The organism is Bacteroides sp. 224, from assembly GCF_010500995.1.
Taxonomy (GTDB): domain Bacteria; phylum Bacteroidota; class Bacteroidia; order Bacteroidales; family Bacteroidaceae; genus Bacteroides.
The window spans coordinates 66,984-93,389 of sequence record NZ_QVMK01000011.1; the positions used below are offsets into that span (position 1 = coordinate 66,984).

Genomic DNA, 26,406 nt, shown 5'->3' on the forward strand with positions numbered 1-26,406 from the left:
CTTATGTGGTCAATAAGCGATGAACAAATATGTAGTATAGAAGCTACAACAGGAAGAAGGGCTGTAATGCCATGCCTGAATGTAGAAGTAGTAAGTGTAAATGCAGAAACAAATGTCGTTCCCCAAAATGCTCCTGCCAAAATAGAAGAAATGGATTGTGTAGTACATTTCCGTCCATGTCAAGATTGGAAAGGTGAATATGGATTTGACTGGATGCGCGTAGGAGATTGGGGAGATGTGGCATTTAACCGAATTGTAGCGAAACAATATCGTAGTAAACTACCTAAGAGAAGTGAGAATCTTGAGAAAAATGTGAATGCTTATAGTGGAAATTATGTATTTGATGAATTTAAGTATAAAGAATTAAAACGAGAGTATAATTGTTTTTCAGCGTTTTCGAATAAAAGAAGCAAAAATACTCGTTTTGAATATTTCTGTCCATGGCTTTCGATGTATCCAGGAGATACTGTGCAACTGAGTGCAATATATGATGTTATAGATACAGGTAAGCCGGATTACTTAGAATTTGCAGAAAATGATAACTTTCAAGTTAAATCTTCCTCTTCTTCTAATAATAATGATAGTAATAATAAAAATAAAAGATTCAAATGTCCTGATGTAAAAACTGTACATAATGATTTTACAATTAAATGTTTGAAAGCGTTTGATAAAGACCAAAAAATTGAGTTATATGCTTATAAAGGAAAGAAAAAACAATTAGCCGGACGACTTTATGTTTGGGCAAATGCACAACCACGCAAAATAAAGGTGGTGATGGTGGAGGTGAAGACTCCTCCAATTAGCTCTAAGGATTATCTAAAAGGAATGGCAGATAGAACATTTAATGCAAATAAATATCTACGCCAGTCGTTGGTGCAGATTGCATCAAGTAATGTGGAGTTTTTAGATCTTTCGGATGATGAAGAATTTAAATTAAATCTTCTTTTTCCGAATGGCGTGTATACAAAAAATAAAAAAATCAATTCTAGAGCAGAAGGGAATAATATAAAACCTTTTTATGATTATGTATATGAGAGACTACAAAAAAAGCTAAAAAAAGAGAATAAAGATGAGAATAAATATGCTGATTATTTAAAATTGTTCTTTTGGGGAGAACAGGAAACAATTGGAAGACTTGGAGTTTCCATTGATAAGGCTAGGCAGATTCATTTTTTCAATACAACTACTGCTGTTAGCCCTGAAGTATTAGCTCATGAAATTTTGCATGCTCTTGGATTGTCGCATACATTTACAAACGAAATAGCTAAATCAACTGCAAAATATACTTATTGGGTAGCACAGACTTGCAATTTAATGGATTATAATCAAGAAACTAAGAAATTACATTATTTATATCATTGGCAATGGGAGGTTGCGCATAATGGTGCTAAAAAATTCCAAATATTATGAAATACATCTTTATCTTACTATTATTATTAAGCACTGCATGTCAGCACAGATATGCTTATAGAAACGAAACAACTTATATTATGGATACAATTATTGTTAGTAAAGAAAAATTTGATACTGCTTTTTTCTTTGCAAATGCAGATGAACTATTAGACTATAGAAATACATTAGAGGATGGTACTCTTATTAAGATGACAGCTGGAAGAGAGGAGTTTGTAGAATGGATATCTCCTTCCGATTCTTATTATGCAAATGTAAAAATATTCTATAGGCCATCAGGTGTGATAAAAGAAGAAGGAAAAGCTTTTGTAAAAGGTGGATGGTGTAGTGGTATTTGGAAATTCTATCATACGAATGGCAGATTAGTAAAAACTATCGATTACGATGGACCATTTAAGTTCACAATTGATGATGTGCTTAAGTATTGCAAAAAGAATGGCTGGGAAATAGGTAAAGGACATTTTGCGCATTCGGATGTTGATATACGACGAGAAGTATTTGAAGGAAAAGGAACTTGGGCTTTATGGGTGCCACGAGTAGAGCATGAAATTTACTTGGATGGAGATACAGGAAAAGAAACAGGCAGAAAATATATGCCATTAGTATATTAAAGTAATTGAAGGATCTATTAATAGCGATGAACACAAAAAAACTAATATTGGTTGATGTAAATGAGACGAAAAATTTAGTTGCAAAATTAAATTTCACAATTACATCTGTTGATCTGGTGCAATGGAAAAAAAGGGAATTTACAAAAAAAGAGTTAGAGGGAAAATCCCCATATCAATTTACCAGATCAATATGGACACCCGAAAATAATGGAGCATTAATAGGTAAAGGTGCTGCTATACAATACACTTTTACCAAAGCCGACCAAGACAAATATATTAAGTTTTATGCTTATATTAATGAGTATAATTCGGTAGAGCAATCTGAGGTTTTCTATTTGGAAAGTAAGTGCACCACATCGGTTCGAATCAGAGATGTAGGAAGAATGCTGTCTTTTACAGACCTTTTCGCAGGCGAAAGCATTACATTAAAAATATTGAAATATAATGTAGATGCTAAAAAAGTGGCATCGTCTGTGAAAGAAAAAATAAAATGGATGGTTCGAATTGAAGGTAAAGACGAACGACTAATTATTGACGGAAGACTTCTGCTTGGTGAGGAAATAGAATTTACCATTCCGGTGGAATGGGGTGGGAAAAGTGTGATGTTTATGCCATACCTTAATATTCCAACTCCAAAGGTAAGCTATGAGTGTCAGATTTTAAATGAAAAAGACTGGAAAATTACAGGGCCTGCTACTGTAAGTGCAAATTCTGAGGTGGAATATATGGTAAAAACTGATGGTAATATTCCGGAATGTTCTATCAAATGGGTAGTAGAGATAGATGGTATGCAACACCCTTTAGGAAATGGAAGTAAGGTTGGCATGAAAATGAAATCGGAATGGCATGGGAAAGATATTTTTATTATGCCATATTTAAAAACCAGTACCCCCACAAAAAAGAAAAGCTTAAAAGTACATGTAAAAAGGAAGAATATAGTCTTTTTTGTAGGAGGGGCTGGAGATAAGAAATCGTTTACAGGCATTGATAGAAAAACAAATAATATAAGAGGTGTCAAAATTCTATTCGAAAATAGAGTAAGTAAGTATCTAAATATTGAATATCATACAGTATATTTGGGTTATTATGAATTGTATCCCGAACGGGATATTGAAGAATATGTAATTAAAGAGATAGAAGATAAAAGTATACCTATCTATGTTGTAGGTCATAGTCTGGGTGGGTGGAATGGTGCATTCTTGGCTTATACACTATCAAGAAAAGGTTATCAAGTTAAAATGTTAATTACATTGGATCCTGTATTGGGAAATTATCCAATTATCGAAACTTATCATTCAAGTAATCTTCATAAATTACGAGTTAGACAGCCATACTTCTGGATCAATATAATAACTAATCCTCCCGAAAATGACAACAGTGATCGGGTTGCTGCTCTTGGTCAACAATGGATTGAAAAAAAAGGACCCAATATTTATTATGAAACAGAATACTCTCATAGGTTCTCCCAATCCATATTTACCGAAATAATTAAAGATGGGAAATCCGCATTAGATTTCTTAGAAGAATCAACTCTAAAATAAAATACTATGTTTTCTATAATTGCCTGGCCAAGTACATTTCTTATAGTCGCCTGTTTTATCGCATTCTTAATAGCTTTAGGTATGCGAAAATATAAAAGTGCATACGCTTTTTTAGCTGTTTCTGTAACAATATTCATATTGTTTTTTGGTTATTATGTCACAAGTATTCCGGGTTATTTAGGAATAATAAAAATGCCAACAATACAATTTGTTGATCTTAAAACTGTTAACGATAGAGTTGTGATGGAATTTGTTGCAGATAAAGATTTAGAAAACTTTTCTAATCATGGCTTTTTGTTGTATCTGGGGGGATCTAATGAAAAGAGTATTACTTACACTGATAGACTTAATAAACCGGAATCTATTACTATATGGTCGTATGATGTCAATTTAAAAACAAATATTGAAAATGAGTATCATTATGAAGCAGTAATATATCTTAAAAATCCTGTTCCTAAGATGAACGATTCAATTTATTGCAGGGTTTTTATGTTAGGATACATTGGTCCATGTTATGAAACGAATGTAATAAGTGTTTCGAGTGAGTCGCTATTAGAAATGTTGAATGAGGTGAAAACGGAAACACCTTTTTAAATAAGCCATCTTTTAAACGCAGATCTTCTCGGTAATTTAATAAATTTGTAAAAATGTGAATAATTTATAGGGTGATTATGACTTACACGATCCTTAGTATAAGTACGTTTCTTATAGCTGTTTTTTTTATATCATTCTTGATAGCCTTAGGCATGAGAGTGCGAAAAACAGCATATACATTTTTAGTGTCTTCAATAATGATATTTGTTTTGGATTTTGTTGTTTTTTATACAAGTATCCCAGGTAGTTTAGGGATTGTGAAAATGCCAACAATAGAACTTGTAGATCTTAAACTTGTAGATAACAAAATCGCAATGAAGCTTGTTGCAGATAAAGATTTAGAACGTTTTTATTTAGATCATGGCTTTTTGTTGTATTTAGGTGGGGCGTATGAACCCGATGTTACCTACACTGATAGGTTCAACAAACAAGACTCTGTTATTATATGGTCGAGTGATGTATTATTGAAAACTCATCTTGTTGATAAATATTATTATGAGGCTATAATAGACATTAAAAATCCTATTCATGAAACAAACGACCCAATCCATTGTAGGGTCTTTATGTTGGGATTTCTTGGACGACCCTACTATGAAACGAATGCAATAACAGTTTCGGGTAAGTCGTTATTAGAGGTGTTGAATGAGGCGAAAACGGAAACACCTTTTTAAATAAGCCATCTTTTTAAATGCTGATCTTTTTGGCAATCTCAATAAAACGAAATACAGAACTCTGATGAGCTTATAAAAAGCTGAACAATTTATAAAATAAGAATGTTTGATTTTATCTTTTTCACAAGTATATTTCTTGTAGTCGCTTTATTTATATCATTCTTGATAGCTTTAGGCATGAGACTACGAAAAACTGCGTATACTTTTTTAGTATCTTCAATAATGATATTGACGCTGTTTGTTGGCTACTTTTACACAAGTATCCCAGGTAGTTTAGGGATTGTAAAAATGCCAACGATAGAACTTGTAGATATTAAACTTGTAGATAACAAAATCACAATGAAACTCATTGCAGATAAAGATTTGGAACGTTTTTCTTTTGATCATGGCTTTTTTTTGTATTTAGGTGGGGCGTATGAACCCGATGTTACCTACACTGATAGATTCAACAAACAAGACTCTGTTATTATATGGTCGAGTGATGTATTATTGAAAACTCATCTTGAAAATAAATATTATTATGAGGCTATAATAGACATTAAAAATCCTATTCATGAAACAAACGACCCAATCCATTGTAGGGTCTTTATGTTGGGATTTCTTGGACGACCCTACTATGAAACAAATGCAATAACTATTTCGGGTAAGTCGTTATTGAAAGTGTTGAATGAGGCGAAAACGGAAGAGTAAACATACATACTGCTTAAGTGTACACTTAAAGGTTGTAAAGGTATATACCTAAAGGTCGCTTAGTTGTACACTTAATGGTTGCAAAGGTATACACCTACAGGCTACTTAGGTATATACCTTTGTATCTTATAGACATATCTCTACAAAGTGCCAAAGTGTATAGGTTGAAAGGATAAAGGCATATAGCTTGAAACAGCAAAAGTGTATAGTGAAGCAAATTTAAAACAAATACCCAAACCCAACATTCAAATAAATAGGATACATACCAAAAGTAATCGTATCAAAATTACTTTTGAATATATCTTTGAAACCCCAGGTAAGTTTCGAATGTACAGATAAGTGCTTGAAAGCTTTCCATTCGGCACCGACTTCGGCACCCCATTGAAATTTGCTTAGGTCGTCGGAGAAGTCGTAGGTGGCTCCTTCTTCTCCGATTTCAACCTTAGATCCAGTTGGATTTTCATCTCGAAGATATCCGTTATAGGCTTCTCCGGAAAATTCACCTTCAGTCATGTATGAGAAGAATGTTCCCCCATGCAACTTCCATCGGGAAGTTAATTTATAAGAAGCTAATAGGGGGACAGTAATATAGGTGTTGTATACTTTAGTTTTTACCAATCCGGTCCATCTACCTTTTAAATAGCCTCCCTCTCCTGTCATTTCTAAACTGTAATTTTTAACTCTGGCATTTGTTCTCATTCCTTTGCTCTCCAAACGAATTCCTGTTTCTGCTCCCCATTTTTTAGAGAACCATTTAGTAACACTCCCTTCTATGTTAAGTCCTAAAGAAGGTGTATAACTTTTAATGGAACGAATTTCTTCAGGTAATGGAAAAGGGGCTGTTCCGCCTATATTAAATCCGGCTTTAATGCTATATTCCAATCCTTTAGATGATGACCAAATAAGTCCTTTTGTTGTTTCATCTTGTGCATGCACAAACAGAGAAATGAGTGTTAATACACTTATTAATATGATGTTTTTTTTCATTATTATTGTTTTTTATTTTTCCTCAAGATGTTCCTCAAGATGAACTTTAACTTTGTCTATGAGTAAAGTACTACCTACTGCTCCCTCAAAGTATGCACCGTCAATACTAGATGAAAAAACGACAGATAAGTTATATTTATTGTTGGCTAATTTTTCCGGATCTATAGTTTTCCCAGGCAAATTCTTAAATGGTAGGTTAAAATAGGTCCATTCATCAGTTTCTTTTCTGTCTTCAGGGGCAATACGAGCTATTGAAATAAGGTTGGGGCTGGTAAGTGAGTTACTGCCATCAAGCCATTCTGTTTTATCATCTGTTTCAAACATGATAGCATAAATATCAAAGGTATCTGTTCGGTCAAGTATTTTCTTTTTATCTTTATCTGTAAAAACATCTCCGGCTTTATATTTATAATATCCAGTGAGATAAAATGGTACAAGGTTGAACGGACGCCCGAAATGAGTTGCTTCCAAAGGATCTCCACTGAGACTTATTGATCCCATTGTGCCAATAAACAGATTTCCAGCTGCAATTGGTTTTTTGGCGTAGGAACCTAGAAAACCAGTACTACATGTGGTTAATCTAACGCAATAGCCTTCTTTTCCTGCTGGATCTGCATAAGTAGGATAGGCTTCAGGACCTGCACCAAATGGTGAAGTAAGGTGAAAACCAGAGTTTCCACTAGCCCAAATGTTTTGAATACCTCCATTTCCACCAACTATCTCATAAAATTCATGATATGATTTAGAACCTCCTACTATCACTTCAAAATGCTCAAAGTCATATTCTGTTTGCATCTCGCTAATGCTACAAGTTATAGTGTATTTTTTCTCCCATTTCTTATCTTCTGAAGTAACGGTATAGACTTGAGGAGAAGTGAAATCTCTGATAGTACCATTAGGAGGATCAATGGTGGCGCCAGGAGTTAAAGAGAAATTTAATTTGATGTTACTGAGTATTTCAGAGAGAAGATCAGGATCTTTTTGTGGTTTAATAAGTAAAGTAACTCTATTATTTTCTATAATTGGTCGGGCGATCAAAATATCTCCTTCCACAATACAACTCTCAATATCTGCCTCCACAATACAACTTTCAATATCTGCCTCCGTATTAAGTGCCTCATCTTGTATACATGCCGTCAGCGCATAGCAACCCACTAATAGGGCGAATAGTTTGTTAATCTTCATTTTCTTTTTGGTATAAGTCTGTAATCGTTGCTCGGATAAATCAATCTGCAAAAGTAACTTTTTAACCGTTCATAACAAAAAAGAAATGATTTTATCCTACTTTTGCAGATAATAAAGAATACAAAATCAATAGTTTATGTCTAAATACCCTCTCTTGGGATTAACTCTTTCCGAACTTCAATCTGTAGTTAAAGGACTTGGTATGCCAGGTTTTGCTGCAAAACAAATAGCTTCTTGGCTATATGATAAGAAAGTTACCAGCATTGATGAAATGACAAACCTGTCTTTGAAGCATCGCGAAATGCTGAAAGAAACATATAAGGTAGGTGCTTCTGCTCCTGTTGATGCCATGCACTCAACAGATGGTACTATTAAGTATTTATATAAGGTGGGAGATAGCAGCTTTGTCGAATCCGTATACATTCCGGATGATGATCGGGCTACACTTTGTATTTCTTCTCAGGTAGGCTGCAAAATGAATTGCAAGTTTTGCATGACAGGCAAACAGGGCTTCTCTGCCCACCTGACTTCCAATGAAATCTTAAATCAGATTAGTTCTTTGCCCGAACGAGATAAACTGACTAATGTAGTATTGATGGGGATGGGAGAACCTTTGGACAATTTAGATGAGGTACTCAAAACGCTGGAAGTTCTTACATCTTCTTATGGTTATGGTTGGAGTCCTAAGCGGATTACCCTTTCAACTATCGGACTGCGAAAAGGGCTACAACGGTTTATTGAAGAGAGCGACTGTCATTTAGCGGTCAGCTTGCACTCTCCGGTGGCTGTTCAACGGGCAGAACTAATGCCTGCCGAGAAGGCATTTCCGGCCAAAGACATTGTTGATCTCCTTAAAAACTACGATTTCAGTAAACAAAGAAGGTTATCTTTTGAGTATATCATGTTTAAAGATGTAAATGACTCCTTGATTTACGCTAAAGAATTAGTGAAACTTTTGCGGGGACTTGATTGCAGAATGAATCTGATTCGTTTTCATGCCATACCGGGAGTTGACCTGAATGGTTCCGATCCGGACACCATGATTGCTTTTCGCGACTACCTGACTTCTCACGGATTATTTACCACTATCCGGTCGTCTCGTGGAGAAGATATTTTTGCAGCTTGTGGCATGTTATCCACAGCAAAACAGAATGACAATAAAACCGATTAACATAATTTGTAAGTCAATTTGCAAAGTATATTATGAGGATTAGGTAGTTTTGTGAACACATAAAAAATAATTGCTATGAGAAAAGGTTTATTTTATCTTACTATGATTGCTATTGCAGTCATGTTTTCTTCCTGTAAAGGGAAGAAAAGCGTGTTTTCGCCAACCTCTACCGGTGCACCATACGAGATACTGGTGGTTACCGATTTAGGAGTCTGGGAACGTCCGGCAGGAAGGGCGCTTTACAATGTTTTAGATTCTGATGTGGCAGGGTTACCTCAACCCGAACCTGCCTTTAAAATCATGTTTACTTCTCCTCACAACTTTGATGCTATATTGAAAGTAATCAGAAGCATTGTTGTTGTAGACATTAATAAGGATAAGTATACACAGGCTAAATTTCAACAATCAAGTGATGTTTATGCCTCTCCTCAAGCTGTATTAACAATACAGGCTCCAAGCGAGCAAGAGTTTGCAGCTTATGTAACCGAGAACAAACAGGCTATTCTTGATTATTTCAATCGTTTTGAAATGAATTATCAGATGCGCAACCTGGAAGTATCTCACAGTGATATGATTTCTCAGAAGGTAAAAGAGTTATTTAATGCGGATGTTTGGGCACCTGCCGAGCTAATGAGCTCTAAAACAGGCGAAAACTTTTTCTGGGCTTCTACCAACACTGCTACATCGGATATGAGTATTGTTGTGTACTCTTATCCTTATACCGATAAAGAGACATTCACCCGTGATTATTTCATTCATAAACGCGATTCGGTTATGAAAGAAAACATACCGGGATCTAAAGAAGGAATGTATGTGCAAACCGACTCAATGACAGTGGAGACGAGAGAGATAGCCGTACAAGGTGAGTATGCTTTCGAAGCACGTGGCTTGTGGCGAATGAAAAACGACTTTATGGGTGGCCCATTCGTATCGCAAACTCGTTTAGATAAAGCAAATAACCGAATTGTTACTGCTGAAGTTTTTATATTCTCGCCCGATAAACCTAAAAAGAAATTAATACGTAAGATGGAGGCTTCACTTTATACACTCAGGTTTTTAGGTCAGCAACAGCGGGCTACAACCGGAAATAAAGAAGTTGCCATAGAAGAATGAATTAATAAATAACGAATGGAAGATAATAGAATAAGAATTGGTATTACTCAGGGAGATATTAATGGGGTAGGATATGAGGTTATTTTAAAAACCTTTTCAGATCCTACTATGTTAGAGCTTTGTACTCCTATTATTTATGGATCGCCCAAAGTAGCTGCATATCATCGTAAGTCTCTGAATCTAAATACAAATTTCAGTATTATAAATGTAGCAAATGAAGCTGCGTATAATAAGCTTAGTGTATTAAACTGTACCAATGATGAGGTTAAAGTTGAATTTTCCAAGCCGGGCCAGGAAGCAGGAAAGGCCGCATTAGATGCTTTGGAAAGAGCTTTGGCCGATTATCGGGAAGGTTTAATAGATGTAGTTGTTACTGCTCCTATTAATAAACATACTATTCAGTCGGAGAATTTTGCTTTCCCCGGTCATACGGAATATATTGAAGAAAAAGTAGGTGATGGGCAGAAGTCATTGATGATTCTGATGAAAGGAGATCTTCGTATGGCTTTGGTAACCGGGCATATTCCTATTAGCCAGGTAGCATCCACTTTAACTAAAGAGCTGATACAAGAGAAAATAATGATCTTCCATCATTCGTTGAAATATGATTTTGGTATAGGAAGCCCACGTATTGCCGTGTTAGCCTTAAATCCTCATGCAGGAGACGAAGGGCTGATTGGTACGGAAGAGCAGGAAATTATAATACCTGCAATGGAAGAATTGAAAGAGAAGAAGATTCTTTGTTATGGTCCTTATCCTGCCGATGGTTTTATGGGATCGGGCAATTTTACTAATTTTGATGGAGTACTTGCCATGTATCACGATCAGGGTCTTGCTCCATTTAAAACATTAGCAATGGAAGACGGCGTAAATTATACGGCTGGTCTGCCTATTGTACGTACCTCTCCGGCTCATGGCACAGCTTATGATATTGCAGGAAAAGGAGAAGCTTCCGAAGATTCTTTCCGTCAGGCTATCTATGTGGCGATAGATGTATTTCGTAATCGTGTATTCGAAGATATTGCGCATGCCAATCCGCTTAGGAAACAGTATTATGAGAAGCGTGATGACAGCGATAAGCTTAAGTTGGATACAGTAGATGATGATATTTAGAAATGGATTAAATAATTACCAAACGGGAACTTATAGCGTTCCCGTTTTTTTATGGTTCCATCTGTTTAAAATCTAATAAGTGTACTTTGAAAACTTTTTATCGTGTTTGAGTGTTCGTTGTTTTTCGTGTATAAGTGTGAAAGATCTGTGTTATAGAGACTTAAAAATCTTAATAAACAAAACTTTTTGGGGAGAATAATATAGTTTCCCGGGTTTTTATTTTGTTTTCTCTCACCTTATAAATATATTTGTGCCGAACAACACGCTTTAATCAATGATCGAAAAAATCCTATTTTATGAGCGCGACTTATTTCTCGCTCTCAATGGCAGTGAATCTGAACTATTAGATCGTTTTATGTGGCTTTATTCCGGTAAAGCTGTTTGGATACCATTAGTTTTTCTTATTTTCTTTGTATTAGTTTATAAAAAGGGTTGGAAAGAATCTTTGTTTGTGCTGATAGCAATTGCATTAGTCATTACTTTGTGCGATCAATTTGCTTCCGGACTTTGCAAGCCCATGTTTGAACGTTTTCGCCCTACGCATCACCCGGATTTTATGAATCAGGTAGAAACCGTATTTGGTTATAGAGGAGGTCGTTGGGGGTTTATGTCGAGCCACACAACTAATGCTTTTGGGTTTGCAACGTTTATGGTGTTACTTTTCCGTAATACATTGTTTACGTGGACTATATATATATGGGCAGCTGTTACAGCTTACTCGCGTATTTATTTAGGAGTTCATTTTATCTCTGATATTGTACCTGCTGTATTTGTTGGTCTGTTTTTTGGTTACATTGTGTTCAAACTTTATAAAAAAGTACGTATTCGTGTATTAGCTAAATCAGCAGAAGCCGCAGAAGCCCCCTGTATGATGTATACTCTTTACGAGAAGCGATTGATTAGTTATGGTATCTTTACTACTGTATTGGTTTTACTGACCTTTAATGCTTCATTGGCAGCGTTAATTCTTCAGTTTGATTAAGAAGGTATCAGCGATTATCCAAATCATCGTATAACTTTTGAAGGATTGCTTTTCCGCTTTCCAGGTTTTTTGTAGAATCGCCTCCTTCGGATATCACTGTTTTCTCTGATTCGCAGTCGAATATCAATTGATTGTCTTCTGTAATCATGCCAAATGCATTCGGAAATGTAAAGAATGCAAAGTGTGGGGAAGCAGGGTTGAGGATGTTCTTGCTGAATGAGAATTGATCATGAGCTATCCCCAGTTGATATAACAAGGTGGCTGCAATGTCAATTTGTGAAGCATAACTATCTATTTGCATACTTTCTTTAATAGCTCCTCCGGTAAATATCATAGGGATCTGGAAACGTTCAAAAGAGAGATCCGGAATACTCTCCGGGTAACGCTTGCTATGATCGGGAACCAGAATTATTAAGCTATTATCCCATTGTCCCATTTCTTTATATTTATGAATGAAGTCTCCCAAGCAACTGTCTGCGTATGCAACCGAGTTGAGGAAAGGATCTTCCAATTTCTCAAAAGGTACAATAAAAGGTTCGTGGCTGCTTGAGGTTTGTATAATCTTCATAAATGGTTCTTGTTGTTTTTCTTGCAGGTCATTTGCCAACCGGTTAAAAACTACATGATCGTGCGCTCCCCATTTACTTAAACGCTCACTGATAGGGAAATCAACATCTGATATAATCTTTGAAATGCCCATAGATAGCAGATAAGCGCGCATATTGGTAAAGTCGGCATCTCCGCCATAGTAATATTCAACATTATAACCGGCCTCTTTCAATGATCGAGGGATGGAAGGAAGAGATTGCGCCTTCTTTGGATACTTCATAATGCTGGTAGTAGGTTGTGCAGGATATCCGCTGAAAAGAGAAACCAATCCACGGTCTGTACGGAAGCTGTTGCTATAGAAATTAGTAAATAGTACTCCTTCTTCAGCCAATTTATCCATGTTGACAGCTACGTTGGGTAATCCTCCAAGTGTTGTCATGGCTTTGGAAAAGAAGCTTTCTAATACTACAAAAATGATATTGGGACGATTGGTGGTTAATATCTGCGGTGCTGCCGGCATTGCTGATAAACTATCTGTGGCTACAGGTTTATCTTTTAATTCATTAAATACTTCATTTGCTTTTTCTGCCGGCATATAGCGATATTGTTCCCCAAAGTTTTTCTCCCTCGTTAAAGATTCGAGTAAACTGAAGAAGGGGTTGATAGCCGCATGATTCAAGTATAAATTATCACTAAAATATACTTTGCTGACATTCATTGTTGATACAGTAAACCCACCTCGGATAGGTATAAATAGCAATGCAGTAAGAAGTAATAATACAAATGATATTTTTCCTCTTCCTTTGGGAGGGCGCGAATCTTTTTCACTGTTCACAATTAACTTCGCGAAAAGTATATATAATAACCAAGTAATTAAAGAAACACCTAATATCGCTATGATAATAAGAAGAATGCCCGAACTGGCAAAAGCATCTTTAGGAGATGAAAAGAAGTAGAAGAATGGTGTCGAATCTAATCTAAACCCCCAGTATTCGTATAGAATAAGATCTGTAATAAAAATGACAGATAGGATGAGGGAGATAACTGCAAAATACCCTTTAAATATGGGTTTTATAATATGAGGGAATATCCATAATCCGGCTATCAGTAATAATCCGGGAATGGCTGTAAAGTAACCTGCTACGGCAAAGTCAAGTGGTAATCCATTCCATATAACATGTAGATAATCGCTAAAGGAAGGCTCTTCAAGTAATTTATGATTGTATAGCATGAAGATTGGCTTTTGCAGGATAAAAACAAGGACAAAAAGTAAATAAGTTCCTACAAAGCGTAATAGGGCTTTTTTCATGTTGTAATTATAGTTAGATCGAGTAGTATAAGTTTGTAATAAAATGCAAAGGTAGTAATCTAAATTTAAATCCTGTTGTTTTCTCTTGTGCTATTCAAAGCTTTTTGTAATTTTGTCATGGTTTTGACTGTATTATATGACAAAAACGGAAATACAACAAGTAAAGCTCAGATTTGGTATTATAGGAAATACCGAATCATTGAATAGAGCCATTGATATAGCTATTCAGGTAGCGCCTACCGACTTATCTGTACTTATTACAGGAGAGAGCGGGGTGGGAAAGGAAAGCTTTCCTCAAATTATTCATCAATACAGCCGCCGTAAGCATGGGCAGTACATAGCAGTGAACTGTGGTGCTATTCCGGAAGGTACTATTGACTCCGAGTTGTTTGGGCATGAAAAAGGTGCTTTTACCGGGGCAATAGGCGAGCGTAAAGGATATTTTGGAGAAGCCAATGGTGGAACGATCTTTCTGGATGAAGTAGGAGAGTTACCTCTTCCTACACAAGCACGTTTACTACGTGTGCTTGAAAGCGGAGAGTTTATAAAAGTAGGTTCTTCTAAGGTAGAGAAAACAGATGTTCGTATTGTAGCAGCCACCAATGTAAATCTGGGGCAAGCCATTACCGATGGACGCTTTAGAGAAGATTTGTACTATCGTTTAAATACAGTGCCTATTCAGGTGCCTCCTTTGCGTGAGCGTGGAGAAGATGTTGTATTATTGTTCCGCAAATTTGCGTCGGACTTTGCCGAGAAATATCGTATGCCTGCCATTCAATTGACGGATGATGCAAAACGTATGTTAATGGCTTTTTCCTGGCCCGGTAATGTGCGACAGTTGAAAAACATCACAGAGCAAATATCTATAATTGAAACAAACAGGGAAATAACTCCTGATTTATTGAAAACATATTTGCCCGAACAAACGAAGCAACGTCTTCCTGCTTTGTGGGGATCTAAAGAAAATAAGAGTTTTGAGAGTGAACGTGAAATACTCTATCAGGTTTTGTTTGATATGCGTAAGGACATGACTGATTTAAAGAAATTAGTGCATGAAATTATGTCTGAAAGAACTGTAACGCCTTCTACTCCTTCATCGAATAATTTTTATCCTTCTACCCCTTCAGTGGTGACTCCTTCGCCTACTGTGTCAACCATTAATATTCATCCGGTGCACGAAGACGACGACGATATACAAGATACGGAGGAATATGTGGAAGAATCACTATCATTAGATGAAGTAGAAAAGGAAGTGATTCGCAAAGCGCTGGAAAAACATAAAGGTAAACGTAAAAGCGCTGCTAAAGACTTGAATATTTCGGAACGTACACTTTACAGAAAAATAAAAGAATATGGCTTGGATTAAAAAAGCTCCCTATTTCTCTTTGTTAATATTGGCTGTGGTATTGGCTGGTTGTACAATCTCTTATAGTTTTACCGGAGGGTCTATCGACTATACCAAAGTAAAAACAATTGCCATCGCAGATTTCCCCATTAAGTCTGAATATGTGTATGCACCTTTAGGTACACGGTTTAATGAAGATTTGAAAGATATATTTGTGCGCCAAACAAAGTTGCAGCAGATATCTGCAAATGCTGATTTGGAGCTTGAAGGAGAGATTGTAGAATATAGACAATATAATGAAGCGGTAGCTGCCGATGGGTTTTCTTCTAAAGTAAGATTGGTAGTAGGTATTAATGTGCGCTATACCAATAACACTAATCATGAAGAAGATTTTGAGCAAAAATTTTCTGCTTATCGTACCTATGAATCTAATAGATTGCTGACAGAGGTACAAGATGAACTTATTGCAGAAATGGTAAAAGAAATCTGCGATCAGATATTTAATGCAACTGTAGCCAACTGGTAATTTATTTATGACTTCGGCAAGCTTGCAACAATGGGTTTCGCACCCCGAATCACTGAACAGGGAAACACTCTACGAAATTCGTACACTTCTAAATCGTTACCCTTACTGTCAGCCGTTACGATTGTTGTATCTGAAGAACTTATACATTCTTCGTGATATTTCTTTCGGGGCAGAGCTGCGTAGATCTGTTCTTTATATATCGGATAGGAGAGTGCTTTTTTATTTGATAGAAGGTGATAAATATAAATTGTCTTCAAAATCCGGCGATCAGATTTTAAGTGAAAGCTCTAAAGAAGAATTAGGGATTGATCGTACACTTTCACTCATTGATTCTTTTCTTACTAATCTTCCGGAAGAGCCATTGGGGACAACAGAGCTCGACTATACAACAGATTATACTGCTTACTTGATGCGCGAGGATTATCCGAGCCAGGTAGAAGAAGAGGTAATTACCGCCCCCAAACTTCGCGGGCAAGAGTTGATTGATGGGTTTATTGCTAAATCGGAAGCAGAATCTTCATCTTCAATAAAGATTAAACCACTCACAGAAGAGGAGTCAAAAGAACCGGAGAATGTTGAGGAACTAAATGATTCATCTACGGAAGAAGGAGAAGAAGATGATAGCTTTTTTACCGAAACACTGGCTAAAATCTATATTAAACAGAAGAGATATTCTAAGGCTCTTGAAATAATTAAAAAATTAAGTTTGAAATATCCAAAAAAAAACGTTTACTTTGCAGACCAAATTCGTTTTTTGGAGAAATTGATTATTAACGCTAATTCAAAATAAAGAAATGTACTTATTATTAATTATCTTAATTGTTATTGCAGCTATATTAATGTGCTTCATCGTACTGATTCAGAATTCTAAAGGAGGAGGTCTTGCATCTGGATTTTCTTCATCTAATCAGATTATGGGTGTGCGCAAAACAACTGATTTTTTAGAAAAAACAACTTGGGGACTGGCTGCGTTTATGGTTATATTGAGTATTGCTTCAGCACATGCACTTCCCGGAGTTTCAAATAAAGAGGGAAGTATTATTATGGAGCAAGCGCAAAAGGAAGAGCAAACAAATCCTTTGAATGCTCCTTCGGGCTTTGAAACTCCTGAAGCTACTGAACCGGCAGCGTCAACAGACTCAACAGCAAACTAAGATAAATGTTTTATAATCAACATAAAGGCTGTAAATCCTTACTGATAGGGATTTACAGCCTTTATTGTTTTGTTTCTTAAATCCTTCTAAAAAATAATATAGATTATTATGAAAGACATAATTGTTAGAAAGTTGAACGACTCAAAGGCAGTTCGTTGGACAGTGTTGATAGTAGTAGCCTTTACCATGTTCTTTGGCTATTTTATATCCGATGTAATGAACCCGTTAATGGAGCTATTGCAGGAAGAGTATAATTGGTCGGCTTCCGAATACGGCCTTTTCAATATGGCTTATGGCTGGCTCAATGTCTTTCTCTTTATGCTTATTATTGGTGGAATAATACTGGATAAAATAGGTGTACGCTATACCGGTATTGCCTCCTGTATATTGATGATTATTGGTTGCGGATTGGAGTATTATGCTGTATCCAGAGGATTCGACGGAACTGTTTTCGGAATAAGAACACAAGTATTTATTGCATGTTCGGGTTTTGCCATCTTTGCCTTAGGTATAGAAATGGCAGGAATCACTGTTACCAAAGTAATAACTCGTTGGTTTAAAGGATACGAAATGGCTTTAGCTATGGGAGTTCAGGTAGCTATTGCTCGTTTAGGTACTGCGCTGGCTATGGCAACTTCAACACCCTTAACCAAATTCTTTGATAGTTTATCGGCTCCTATTTTATTAGGATTGGGTGGCTTATGCATAGGTTTAATTGCTTATTTGGTATTTTGTGTGATGGATCGTAAGTTAGACGCATCCATAACAGAAGTAGAAAATGACGAACCATTCAAGGTAAGAGATATACTTTCGGTTATCAATAACAAAGGTTTTTGGTTGGTAGCCATTTTATGTGTACTTTTCTACTCCGCAGTATTTCCATTTCTGAAATATGCCCCCTCGTTAATGTCGAATAAGTACAATGTTGATAGTGCTTTTTCCGGTTTAATTCCATCACTACTTCCACTTGGAACAATTCTGTTGACACCACTCTTCGGGGGTATTTACGATAAAAAAGGTAAAGGAGCTACTATTATGATAATAGGTGCTTCTATGTTGGTTGCAATTCATGCGCTGTTTGCCGCACCTATTTTAGATGTATGGTGGTTTGCTGCAATCCTCACCATTTTGTTGGGAGTATCATTCTCGATGGTTCCTTCGGCTATGTGGCCATCTGTTCCAAAAATAATCCCTCAAAATCAATTGGGTACTGCTTATGCTTTAATTTTCTGGGTACAAAACATCGGTTTGAGTCTTGTTCCGTTGCTTATAGGTTGGGTGCTCGATAAATATTGTATTATTGCAGGAGAAGGCGATGCTATTCGCTATGATTATACCATTCCAATGATTCTCTTTACATGTTTCGGACTACTGGCTGTATTTATAGCTTTATTATTGAAACGTGAAGATAGAAAGAAAGGATATGGGCTGGAAAAAGCAAATGAAGTAAACTAATCTTGAGTTAGAGTATAAATATGAAGGTGGACTTTAAGTTCACCTTTTTTCATATAAAGCAGCATGAAACTTTGATTTCTATAAAAGAAGTTATCGCTTCATCAGAAGTTAAAAGGAGTTATAGTTCAAATTAACTTCTCTCATGCTTGAATATGAATAATACAGGTTAGAACAGGCTTTATGTTTTCATCGTTTTGTTAGTCTGTTACAAATAAATTTTGTACGTTTGTACACCCAAATTATAGAAAAGAGTAACTAAAATGGATATACCTGTTATCTTTCGTTTTTTAGAAGAGCTCTCTACCCATAACAATCGCGAGTGGTTCAATGAAAATCGGGACAAATATGAAAGAGTTCGTTTGATATTTGAAGATTTTGTCTCCTCTGTGATTTCCACTATATCTTTATTTGATGAAAGTATAAGAGGTGTTGAAGTAAAAGATTGCACTTATCGTATTTATCGGGATACACGTTTCTCGCCCGATAAGACTCCTTATAAAACTCATTTAGGCGCATATATCAATGCAAAAGGGAAAAAGTCACAGCATTGTGGATATTACATACATATTCAGCCGGGTAATTGTTTGCTGGCCGGAGGTAGTATATGTCCCCCTCCAAAACTGTTGAAAGCCATTCGTCAGGCTATCTATGATAATATTGATGAATATAGAGCCATAGTAGAGGATCAGGAATTTAAAAAATACTTCCCAGTTGTGGGCGATAGCTTTCTGAAAACGGCTCCCAAAGGTTTTCCTAAAGATTTTGAATATATAGATTACCTGAAGTGCAAGGAATATACCTGCGCACATCATGTTGCCGACAACTTCTTTACCTCACCTGATGTATTAGATAGAATAGGAGACGTATTTAAACAGTTAAAACGTTTCGGAGATTTTACGAATTATACGATTGATGAGTTTGAAGAATCTGAAAATTGAATTACTATTAACTAAAATAATAAGATTATGGTATTAGACACTCTTGACAATTTGGAAAAATACGCGTCTCTGAATCCTTTATTCGCCGAAGCCGTAAGATATTTGAAGGCTACAGACTTGAACAGCCTGGAAGTTGGTAAAGTTGTTCTGAAAGAGAAGGATCTGATCGTGAATATTGCTCAAACCGGCCCTAAAACAAAGGAAGAAGCTAAATTAGAAACTCATAATGAGTTTATTGATATTCAGATTCCATTATCAGGTACCGAAGTGATGGGATATACGGCTGGTAAAGATTGTCTGCCTGCTGATGCGCCTTACAATCCGGAAAAGGATATTACTTTCTTTACAGGGTTGGCTACAGACTATATTACCGTTAAGCCGGGAATGTTTGCCATCTTCTTCCCCCAAGACGGTCATGCCCCGGGTATTACGCCTACCGGAGTGAAGAAGATTATCGTTAAAGTTAAAGCTTAAAAATAACTACATGAAGAAAGTTCTTAATTTGATAAAGAATGATCCATGGTTGGAACCTTTTGAAGGCGCCATTAATGGACGTCATGAATTTGCCGTATATAAAGAGAATCAATTGACTCAAGGCGGCAAGGAAACGTTGTCGGACTTTGCATCAGGGTATTTATACTTTGGTTTGCAGCGCAACTCAATAGGCTGGACTTTCAGAGAGTGGGCACCTAATGCCACTAAAATATACCTGGTAGGAACATTTAATGACTGGAAAGAAGAAGAGGAGTTTTCTTTGAAACCCGATGAGAAAGGGAACTGGGAAATTAATCTGTCTGCTGAATCCATTAAACACGGAGATTTATACAAGCTTATTGTATATTGGAACGGTGGGAGAGGAGAAAGAATTCCGGCATGGGCCACCCGCGTAGTTCAGGATGAACAAACAAAGATCTTTAATGCTCAGGTATGGGCACCGGAGAAACCTTTTGAATTTACCCAGAAGAAATATAAACCCAATACCGATCCGTTGTTGATCTACGAGTGCCACATTGGTATGGCACAAGATGAAGAAAAGGTAGGTACTTATAATGAGTTTCGCGAAAAAACACTTCCTCGTATAGCCAAAGCAGGATACAATTGTATTCAGATTATGGCTATTCAGGAGCATCCTTACTATGGTAGTTTCGGCTATCATGTATCCAGTTTCTTTGCGGCTTCTTCTCGTTTCGGAACTCCCGATGAACTTAAAAAATTGATAGATGCCGCCCATAAAATGGGAATAACCGTTATTATGGATATTGTTCATTCTCATGCAGTGAAGAATGAAGTAGAAGGATTGGGTAATTTTGCCGGAGATCCTAATCAATATTTTTATCCGGGCGGTCGGCGTGAACATCCGGCTTGGGATTCTTTGCTGTTTGATTATGGTAAGGACGAGGTACTTCACTTCCTGCTATCTAACTGTAAATATTGGTTGGATGAATATCAATTTGATGGATTCCGCTTTGATGGTGTAACATCTATGCTGTATTACAGTCATGGCTTGGGAGAATCTTTCCTGACTTATGGCGATTACTATAATGGCCATCAGGATGATAATGCCATTTGCTATTTAACATTGGCAAATAAGGTAATACATGAAGTAAATCCTCATGCAATCACCATTGCCGAAGAAGTTTCGGGAATGCCCGGACTTGCAGCTAAATTTGAAGATGGCGGTTATGGTTTCGATTATCGTATGGCCATGAATATTCCCGATTATTGGATTAAAACAATCAAAGAGAAGATTGATGAAGATTGGAAACCATCAAGCATGTTGTGGGAAGTAACCAACCGTCGCAAAGATGAGAAAACAATCTCTTATGCCGAGAGTCACGATCAGGCGTTAGTAGGAGATAAAACCATCATATTCCGTTTGATTGATGCCGATATGTACTGGCACATGCAAAAAGGAGATGAGAATTATGTTGTGCACAGAGGTATTGCCCTTCATAAAATGATCCGTTTGCTGACAGCTTCCACCATGAATGGCGGTTACCTGAACTATATGGGAAATGAATTCGGACATCCGGAGTGGATCGATTTCCCACGCGAAGGAAATGGCTGGTCGTACAAATATGCCCGTAGACAATGGAACCTGGTAGACAATAAAAAGCTAACTTACCATTATATGGCCGACTTTGATGCCGATATGCTGAAAACAATAAAGAGCATGAAGGCTATTCAGGGAACGGACGTACAGGAAATATGGCATAATGACGGCGATCAGGTATTGGCCTATCAACGTGGTGAACTGATATTTGTATTTAACTTTAATCCGATGAAGTCTTTTGCCGACTATGGATTCTTAGTTGCATCCGGTACTTATGAAGTTGTATTAAATACTGATAGTACTGAATATGGTGGCAATGGACTTTCAGATGATAGTGTGAAGCATTTCACAAACTTCGATCCTTTATATAAAGACGATAATAAGGGTTGGTTGAAGTTATATATTCCTGCTCGCACTGCTGTTGTACTAAGAAAAACAGAATAGATTCAATATTAATATTAAACCGCAGATTTTCGTAGATTAACGCAGAGTTTTTATTTTTAATACTCTGCGTTAATCTGCGAAAATCTGCGGTTCAGGAATTATAACTTTACTTTAAGAATCTTTCCATTGAAATCTTTGACGCTGGTTTCTGTAGCTTTGTATGGCAAGAGAGAAATCATTTCTTTTTCTCCTGTTAACAAATCAACAGCTTCGTATGATTCTGCTTGTGGAATCTGTAAATAATCAAATGCATGAGAAGGTATATTGATGGCGATATCCACCGGATAAGAATCAAAATTCACGACGATAAGCAACAGTTCTTTCTCATATTTACGTAAGAATGTATATTGCTTGTGCTCGTTGAATTTCCAACCGTTTTCGTTGGCATACATCAAGTCGAAGAAATGACCTAAGTATATTGCTTTTTCTTTTTGGCACAGGTTTAATACTTTGGTGTAAATGGCTTTTAACTCTTTCTGTTTATCATTGAGCATTTTACCATCAAAAGTTCCGTGGTTTCTCCATTTGCGAATGCTGTCGACGCTCCAGTAATCGAAAATAGTTGTACGACCATCTCTTCCACTGAAACCTTCTGTATCCATGCCCGGTTCCCCGAATTCCTGTCCAAAGTATATCATCATGGGGTTTGTATTCATGCAGGCAGATGCTATAAGTCCGGGGATACCTTTTCGGGCACTTCCGGCAAAATAGTCGGAAGCAATACGTTGCTCGTCATGATTTTCCAGGAAGTTAAGCATGTGTTTCTCTATGCCTCCCAAGCTTTGCCAGCTTCGGGTAATGGCTTTTGCCGAATCGTATCCGCAAATAACATTGCGGAGCGTATCGTATAAACCTACTTTATCATATAAGTAATCGAATTTACCACGGAATATATAATTCCTGTATTCTGCCGGATTATATACTTCGGCAATAAATAAGATTCCGGGGTATTCTTTCTTTATCTGTGGAATAACCCATTCCCAGAATTCTACAGGAACCATTTCGGCCATATCGCAACGGAAGCCATCTATGTTCTTAGATGCCCAGAACAAAAGTATGTCACGCATCTTTGTCCAAGTGTTGGGGATGGGGTCAAAATGTGTACTTCCTCCATTTTGATAATCAACGCCATAATTAAGTTTTACGGTTTCATACCAATCGGTTATGGTAGGATCGGCATTAAAATGATTATTTCCGGTTGCCTTAGCCGGATATTCATGATAGGATTCCGGGGCGCTTCCTTTCATGTCGAATAGCGCATGTAGTTCAGTATCAGGTATGTAGTAAAAGTTGTTATTAGGGTCGAAGGCTTTCGAGGTGTCATCATCAGCTCCTAATTGAGATGTTCCTTCTGGTTGCACATCCGAATGATATTCTCTGGATACATGATTCGGAACAAAATCAATCAGCACCTTCAAGCCGTTTCGGTGCGTTCTTGTTACTAAATTCTCGAATTCCTTCATCCGGTTGGGAACTTTGTCTGCTAAGTCCGGATCCACATCATAATAATCTTTGATGGCATAAGGGGAACCTGCTTTTCCTTTTACCATAGCAGGATGGTCTTTCCGGATGCTGTATTGACTGTAATCAGTATGTGTAGCATGTTCAATAATACCTGTATACCAGATGTGTGTAGCGCCCAGCTTTTTTATTTCCTGAAGTGCTTTACCGGTAAAGTCAGACATTTTTCCGCATCCGTTTTCTGTGATGTCTCCATTATATACACAATGGCTGTTGTTATTACCAAACAGGCGCGTGAATACCTGATAGATGATAATCTTATTATTCTCCATTCTTATTCCTTAATTGATTAATTCTTTTTCTGTTTTTGTATGATAAACAACAGTTTATTATTGATTCTTGTTGAATTTGATAAGATAAATTAAGAGGATTATTTCCAAACTTTTCCTTTTTCTTCCATAAATAACTCTATAACTTCGGTGGCAGTCTTGTAGCCTTGTTCAAATATCTCTTCGGCTTTTTCTAATTCGTGATTGCTGTATCCGTTTAAGTTGTAGGGCTCTATCAATAAATCGCACATTTCTCTTTGCGGAACGGTATTTGCACGAAACATAAAGTGGTAAGAACGCATAGCAATATTCAAGATATTCATTTTACATTCTTCGGCAACCAAAGGACTCACATTAATGGCTACTACTTTTTCGCAATCTTTCTTTAAGGTCGAAACCGGCAAGTTCATAAAAAGCCCTCCATCTACATAGTGAGTGCCGTTTATTTTTACCGGGTTAAACATAACAGGCATACAACAAGATGCTGCGATGCGTTCGGGCAAAGATCCTTTTTTAAAGTGAACGCTTTTACCATGATCAAAATCTGTTGCCGTAATAATAAGCGGAATTTGGAGGTCTTCGATATTTTTGGCCTTCAAATTACTTTTTAGGAAGTCTATAAATTCTTTTAAATCAAAAAAGCCCATTTTAGGAATAACAAGCTTAGTGAGGTCTTGGAATTTATGTCCGGCAAAGAAATCCAACACTTTATAAGGTTCGTTTCCATCTGCATAAAAAGCTCCTACCAGTGCTCCTGCACTGACTCCCGATATGATATCCGGTTTAATATTGTTTTCCAAAAGAGCTTGCATCACTCCTAAGTGAGCAAACCCTTTAATAAATCCGCCACTTAGGGCGAAACCTATATTATATGTTTTTTTTAAAGCTAAATTCATTTGTTTTTAATCTCTTAAAGTCATAAATTAAGAGGAACACATTGAAAAATATCCATTTTTAATGATATCGCTAAGATAACGAATAACAGTTAAATAACAGGAAAATTACATCTTTTATTTTCTATCGATTGGTTTTGTGGCTAAAAAGAAAAGCGGACCGACTCAATATCCGGTTGATACTGTGTCGTCCGCTTTCTATAATGGGTTAGGGGGCTTTACTTTACTAAAATGATGTCAAATATTAATCTTCATTCTTCTTTTTTAGTTACAAGTAGCTTATCAACTCTTTCTCCATCCATATCTACAACCTCGAATTGCAGATTCTTATATTCGAAGATATCTCCTGTCTTAGGAATTCTTCCGATAAAAAACATTGCCATTCCTCCTAATGTGGTAAAATCTTCAGCTTCAAGATCTTCGTAAGAAAGAAGTTCCATCTCATCCATAAAATCAGTGATGTTCATAGATGCTTCTACAAGCATAGTTCCATCTTTTCTTACTACAATGTCATCCTCTTTTATTTCATTTTCTTCCAGAATATCGCCAAATATGCTTTCAGAGAGATCGTGCAGAGTGATAATTCCTTCGGTTTCGCCATATTCGTTAACCACAACGCCGAACTTGTTTTTGTTTTTCTTAAACAACTCCAGCACCTTTTTGGCATATAGGCTTTCCGGTATATATAACGGTTGCTGAGCAATTTTGTTCAAATCAAACTCTTCGTTATTTCCCACCATCAATATAATATCTTTTACAGATACTACTCCTATGATTTCATCTTTATGCCTGTCTACCAATAAATATTTGCTGAAAAGTTTTTCTTTGATGATGCTTAATATTTCTTCTTTACTGTCGTTGGGATGGAAAATGACTAAATCTCTGCGCTGCGTCATCAGTTCATTAGCCTTTTTGTTGGAGAACCTAAAAACATCACGTAGCATTTCGGTTTCTTCTTTGTCTATCACGCCTTGTTCGGAACTTTGATGGAGAATCATTTTCAGTTCTTCCTGAGTCATTAGGCGTTCTTCGCTATTACTTATACCAATTAATTTATTCAATAAGCGAGTAGATATGCTTAATAACCAAACAAATGGATAAGATATTTTAGTGAGAAAGGCCATCGATGAACTTAACAACATGGCATACCGCTCGGGGTTACTTAGTGCAATGGATTTAGGAACTAATTCTCCGATAATAAGCGAAAGATAAGTGATGATAGTTACCACCAGAATCATTGATATTTCCTGCGCATGGTTTGCCAGAACTGGTATTCCCTCGAAAAGAGGGCTTATCTGATGGGCGATGGCTACCCCTCCGAAAGCTCCGGAGATAATTCCTATTAAAGTGATTCCTATTTGTATGGTAGAAAGAAATTTTTCCGGTTCTTCGAGCTGTTGCAATACAGACTTCGCCGATTTACTTCCTCTGGCTACCAGTGTTTCGAGCCGTGCCTTGCTGGAAGAAACAAGCGCTATTTCGTACATAGCGAAGATTCCGTTAAGTATTAAAAGAAAGATAATAACTAAAAATTCCATGTCTTTTTAGGTGAAAGTTAATAACCCCAAGTATAGATAATACTTGTGGCTTTTGCCTATAACAACATAGAAGTTAGAGGGAATGTTTAGCGATTATACGAATAAATAGATTTTCATACTTGGTTCTCATTCTTCTCAACGGCTTGAGAATTTTTTCTCAACGGCTTGAGTACAAATACTCAAGGGCTTAAGAATATTTTCTCAAAGGCTTGAGAATAGATATCAAAGGGCTTGATAAAGACACAAGCTGTATGTTAACGTTTTTAGTTGACTACTTTCAGTCTTATTAATAGAATTGGTTGCCTCGGTTTATACTTAGTTATAAACTAGGTTGACCTTTTTCA

At 36.6% G+C, this 26,406-nt stretch carries 24 protein-coding genes; 18 read left to right on the forward strand and 6 right to left on the reverse strand.

Going from position 1 to position 26,406, the window contains the following annotated elements:
• Positions 1 to 3 precede the first annotated feature (3 nt).
• The 6 genes from D0T60_RS07340 to D0T60_RS07365 all read left to right on the forward strand — a co-directional run bounded on the left by D0T60_RS07340 (position 4) and on the right by D0T60_RS07365 (position 5,517).
• Positions 4 to 1,410, forward strand: coding sequence for a hypothetical protein (locus tag D0T60_RS07340; RefSeq protein ID WP_163217511.1), 1,407 nt, complete (start codon positions 4 to 6; stop codon positions 1,408 to 1,410).
• Complete coding sequence (locus tag D0T60_RS07345) at positions 1,407 to 2,021, forward strand: hypothetical protein (RefSeq protein WP_163217512.1); 615 nt, start codon at positions 1,407 to 1,409, stop codon at positions 2,019 to 2,021. Before D0T60_RS07340 ends, D0T60_RS07345 begins: the two co-directional genes overlap by 4 nt.
• Before the next feature lie 26 nt (positions 2,022 to 2,047).
• Entirely contained in the window at positions 2,048 to 3,562 is a 1,515-nt protein-coding gene (locus D0T60_RS07350) for a lipase family protein (protein WP_163217513.1), read from the forward strand.
• A gap of 6 nt (positions 3,563 to 3,568) precedes the next feature.
• A complete protein-coding gene (locus D0T60_RS07355; RefSeq protein WP_163217514.1) occupies positions 3,569 to 4,156 on the forward strand; it encodes a hypothetical protein in 588 nt (195 codons plus the stop codon).
• 263 nt (positions 4,157 to 4,419) lie between these two features.
• The gene (locus tag D0T60_RS07360) at positions 4,420 to 4,827 is read left to right on the forward strand and encodes a hypothetical protein (RefSeq protein ID WP_163217515.1); all 408 of its coding nucleotides are present in this window, start codon (positions 4,420 to 4,422) and stop codon (positions 4,825 to 4,827) included.
• Positions 4,828 to 5,166: 339 nt separating this feature from the next.
• Positions 5,167 to 5,517, forward strand: a complete 351-nt coding sequence (locus tag D0T60_RS07365; RefSeq protein ID WP_163217516.1) for a hypothetical protein — start codon at positions 5,167 to 5,169, stop codon at positions 5,515 to 5,517.
• Between the two features lie 219 nt (positions 5,518 to 5,736).
• On the opposite strand, the gene D0T60_RS07370 is transcribed toward D0T60_RS07365, so the two are convergent.
• Together D0T60_RS07370 and D0T60_RS07375 are read right to left on the reverse strand one after the other, a co-directional pair.
• On the reverse strand, positions 5,737 to 6,504 hold the full coding sequence (locus D0T60_RS07370) for a porin family protein (RefSeq protein ID WP_163217517.1): 768 nt from the start codon (positions 6,502 to 6,504) through the stop codon (positions 5,737 to 5,739).
• A gap of 12 nt (positions 6,505 to 6,516) precedes the next feature.
• On the reverse strand, positions 6,517 to 7,689 hold the full coding sequence (locus D0T60_RS07375; protein ID WP_163217518.1) for a PCMD domain-containing protein: 1,173 nt from the start codon (positions 7,687 to 7,689) through the stop codon (positions 6,517 to 6,519).
• Between the two features lie 136 nt (positions 7,690 to 7,825).
• On the opposite strand from D0T60_RS07375, the gene rlmN reads away from it, so the two are divergent.
• From rlmN to D0T60_RS07395, 4 genes are all read left to right on the forward strand, one after another.
• Positions 7,826 to 8,860 carry a 23S rRNA (adenine(2503)-C(2))-methyltransferase RlmN gene (rlmN, locus tag D0T60_RS07380; protein ID WP_163217519.1) on the forward strand — a complete coding sequence of 345 codons (1,035 nt, stop codon included), beginning with the start codon at positions 7,826 to 7,828 and terminating at the stop codon, positions 8,858 to 8,860.
• 75 nt (positions 8,861 to 8,935) lie between these two features.
• Positions 8,936 to 9,973, forward strand: a complete 1,038-nt coding sequence (locus D0T60_RS07385) for a DUF4837 family protein (RefSeq protein WP_163217520.1) — start codon at positions 8,936 to 8,938, stop codon at positions 9,971 to 9,973.
• Between the two features lie 15 nt (positions 9,974 to 9,988).
• Entirely contained in the window at positions 9,989 to 11,086 is a 1,098-nt protein-coding gene (gene pdxA / locus D0T60_RS07390) for a 4-hydroxythreonine-4-phosphate dehydrogenase PdxA (RefSeq protein WP_163217521.1), read from the forward strand.
• A gap of 274 nt (positions 11,087 to 11,360) precedes the next feature.
• Positions 11,361 to 12,068, forward strand: a complete 708-nt coding sequence (locus D0T60_RS07395; protein WP_163217522.1) for a phosphatase PAP2 family protein — start codon at positions 11,361 to 11,363, stop codon at positions 12,066 to 12,068.
• 7 nt (positions 12,069 to 12,075) lie between these two features.
• Here the strand turns inward: D0T60_RS07395 and D0T60_RS07400 are convergent, their stop codons facing one another.
• Entirely contained in the window at positions 12,076 to 13,926 is a 1,851-nt protein-coding gene (locus D0T60_RS07400) for an LTA synthase family protein (RefSeq protein WP_163217523.1), read from the reverse strand.
• A 136-nt stretch (positions 13,927 to 14,062) separates the two neighbouring features.
• On the opposite strand from D0T60_RS07400, the gene D0T60_RS07405 reads away from it, so the two are divergent.
• The 8 genes from D0T60_RS07405 to D0T60_RS07440 all read left to right on the forward strand — a co-directional run bounded on the left by D0T60_RS07405 (position 14,063) and on the right by D0T60_RS07440 (position 21,841).
• Positions 14,063 to 15,292, forward strand: coding sequence for a sigma-54-dependent Fis family transcriptional regulator (locus D0T60_RS07405; RefSeq protein ID WP_163217524.1), 1,230 nt, complete (start codon positions 14,063 to 14,065; stop codon positions 15,290 to 15,292).
• The gene (lptE, locus tag D0T60_RS07410) at positions 15,279 to 15,797 is read left to right on the forward strand and encodes an LptE family protein (protein WP_163217525.1); all 519 of its coding nucleotides are present in this window, start codon (positions 15,279 to 15,281) and stop codon (positions 15,795 to 15,797) included. Before D0T60_RS07405 ends, lptE begins: the two co-directional genes overlap by 14 nt.
• A gap of 7 nt (positions 15,798 to 15,804) precedes the next feature.
• Positions 15,805 to 16,587, forward strand: coding sequence for a tetratricopeptide repeat protein (locus D0T60_RS07415; RefSeq protein ID WP_163217526.1), 783 nt, complete (start codon positions 15,805 to 15,807; stop codon positions 16,585 to 16,587).
• 4 nt (positions 16,588 to 16,591) lie between these two features.
• Positions 16,592 to 16,951: a preprotein translocase subunit SecG gene (gene secG / locus D0T60_RS07420; RefSeq protein WP_163217527.1), complete on the forward strand. Its 360-nt coding sequence runs from the start codon at positions 16,592 to 16,594 to the stop codon at positions 16,949 to 16,951.
• A 108-nt stretch (positions 16,952 to 17,059) separates the two neighbouring features.
• Positions 17,060 to 18,406, forward strand: a complete 1,347-nt coding sequence (locus D0T60_RS07425; protein ID WP_163217528.1) for a nitrate/nitrite transporter — start codon at positions 17,060 to 17,062, stop codon at positions 18,404 to 18,406.
• A 260-nt stretch (positions 18,407 to 18,666) separates the two neighbouring features.
• Positions 18,667 to 19,344 carry a DUF2461 domain-containing protein gene (locus D0T60_RS07430; RefSeq protein ID WP_163217529.1) on the forward strand — a complete coding sequence of 226 codons (678 nt, stop codon included), beginning with the start codon at positions 18,667 to 18,669 and terminating at the stop codon, positions 19,342 to 19,344.
• Positions 19,345 to 19,371: 27 nt separating this feature from the next.
• Positions 19,372 to 19,818, forward strand: coding sequence for a YhcH/YjgK/YiaL family protein (locus tag D0T60_RS07435; RefSeq protein WP_163217530.1), 447 nt, complete (start codon positions 19,372 to 19,374; stop codon positions 19,816 to 19,818).
• A gap of 10 nt (positions 19,819 to 19,828) precedes the next feature.
• Positions 19,829 to 21,841: an alpha amylase C-terminal domain-containing protein gene (locus D0T60_RS07440; protein ID WP_163217531.1), complete on the forward strand. Its 2,013-nt coding sequence runs from the start codon at positions 19,829 to 19,831 to the stop codon at positions 21,839 to 21,841.
• Positions 21,842 to 21,939: 98 nt separating this feature from the next.
• Here the strand turns inward: D0T60_RS07440 and D0T60_RS07445 are convergent, their stop codons facing one another.
• The 3 genes from D0T60_RS07445 to D0T60_RS07455 all read right to left on the reverse strand — a co-directional run bounded on the left by D0T60_RS07445 (position 21,940) and on the right by D0T60_RS07455 (position 26,062).
• Positions 21,940 to 23,634 carry an alpha-amylase family glycosyl hydrolase gene (locus tag D0T60_RS07445; protein ID WP_163217532.1) on the reverse strand — a complete coding sequence of 565 codons (1,695 nt, stop codon included), beginning with the start codon at positions 23,632 to 23,634 and terminating at the stop codon, positions 21,940 to 21,942.
• A 98-nt stretch (positions 23,635 to 23,732) separates the two neighbouring features.
• The gene (locus D0T60_RS07450) at positions 23,733 to 24,527 is read right to left on the reverse strand and encodes a patatin-like phospholipase family protein (protein WP_163217533.1); all 795 of its coding nucleotides are present in this window, start codon (positions 24,525 to 24,527) and stop codon (positions 23,733 to 23,735) included.
• 248 nt (positions 24,528 to 24,775) lie between these two features.
• Entirely contained in the window at positions 24,776 to 26,062 is a 1,287-nt protein-coding gene (locus tag D0T60_RS07455) for a hemolysin family protein (RefSeq protein WP_163217534.1), read from the reverse strand.
• Between the last annotated feature and the right edge of the window lie 344 nt (positions 26,063 to 26,406).

Coding starts and splice junctions, on each gene's coding strand:
- D0T60_RS07340 (WP_163217511.1), top strand. CDS start 4: ATGTGGTCAATAAGCGATGAACAAATATGTAGTATAGAAGCTACAACA.
- D0T60_RS07345 (WP_163217512.1), top strand. CDS start 1,407: ATGAAATACATCTTTATCTTACTATTATTATTAAGCACTGCATGTCAG.
- D0T60_RS07350 (WP_163217513.1), top strand. CDS start 2,048: ATGAACACAAAAAAACTAATATTGGTTGATGTAAATGAGACGAAAAAT.
- D0T60_RS07355 (WP_163217514.1), top strand. CDS start 3,569: ATGTTTTCTATAATTGCCTGGCCAAGTACATTTCTTATAGTCGCCTGT.
- D0T60_RS07360 (WP_163217515.1), top strand. CDS start 4,420: ATGCCAACAATAGAACTTGTAGATCTTAAACTTGTAGATAACAAAATC.
- D0T60_RS07365 (WP_163217516.1), top strand. CDS start 5,167: ATGAAACTCATTGCAGATAAAGATTTGGAACGTTTTTCTTTTGATCAT.
- D0T60_RS07370 (WP_163217517.1), bottom strand. CDS start 6,504: ATGAAAAAAAACATCATATTAATAAGTGTATTAACACTCATTTCTCTG.
- D0T60_RS07375 (WP_163217518.1), bottom strand. CDS start 7,689: ATGAAGATTAACAAACTATTCGCCCTATTAGTGGGTTGCTATGCGCTG.
- rlmN (WP_163217519.1), top strand. CDS start 7,826: ATGTCTAAATACCCTCTCTTGGGATTAACTCTTTCCGAACTTCAATCT.
- D0T60_RS07385 (WP_163217520.1), top strand. CDS start 8,936: ATGAGAAAAGGTTTATTTTATCTTACTATGATTGCTATTGCAGTCATG.
- pdxA (WP_163217521.1), top strand. CDS start 9,989: ATGGAAGATAATAGAATAAGAATTGGTATTACTCAGGGAGATATTAAT.
- D0T60_RS07395 (WP_163217522.1), top strand. CDS start 11,361: ATGATCGAAAAAATCCTATTTTATGAGCGCGACTTATTTCTCGCTCTC.
- D0T60_RS07400 (WP_163217523.1), bottom strand. CDS start 13,926: ATGAAAAAAGCCCTATTACGCTTTGTAGGAACTTATTTACTTTTTGTC.
- D0T60_RS07405 (WP_163217524.1), top strand. CDS start 14,063: ATGACAAAAACGGAAATACAACAAGTAAAGCTCAGATTTGGTATTATA.
- lptE (WP_163217525.1), top strand. CDS start 15,279: ATGGCTTGGATTAAAAAAGCTCCCTATTTCTCTTTGTTAATATTGGCT.
- D0T60_RS07415 (WP_163217526.1), top strand. CDS start 15,805: ATGACTTCGGCAAGCTTGCAACAATGGGTTTCGCACCCCGAATCACTG.
- secG (WP_163217527.1), top strand. CDS start 16,592: ATGTACTTATTATTAATTATCTTAATTGTTATTGCAGCTATATTAATG.
- D0T60_RS07425 (WP_163217528.1), top strand. CDS start 17,060: ATGAAAGACATAATTGTTAGAAAGTTGAACGACTCAAAGGCAGTTCGT.
- D0T60_RS07430 (WP_163217529.1), top strand. CDS start 18,667: ATGGATATACCTGTTATCTTTCGTTTTTTAGAAGAGCTCTCTACCCAT.
- D0T60_RS07435 (WP_163217530.1), top strand. CDS start 19,372: ATGGTATTAGACACTCTTGACAATTTGGAAAAATACGCGTCTCTGAAT.
- D0T60_RS07440 (WP_163217531.1), top strand. CDS start 19,829: ATGAAGAAAGTTCTTAATTTGATAAAGAATGATCCATGGTTGGAACCT.
- D0T60_RS07445 (WP_163217532.1), bottom strand. CDS start 23,634: ATGGAGAATAATAAGATTATCATCTATCAGGTATTCACGCGCCTGTTT.
- D0T60_RS07450 (WP_163217533.1), bottom strand. CDS start 24,527: ATGAATTTAGCTTTAAAAAAAACATATAATATAGGTTTCGCCCTAAGT.
- D0T60_RS07455 (WP_163217534.1), bottom strand. CDS start 26,062: ATGGAATTTTTAGTTATTATCTTTCTTTTAATACTTAACGGAATCTTC.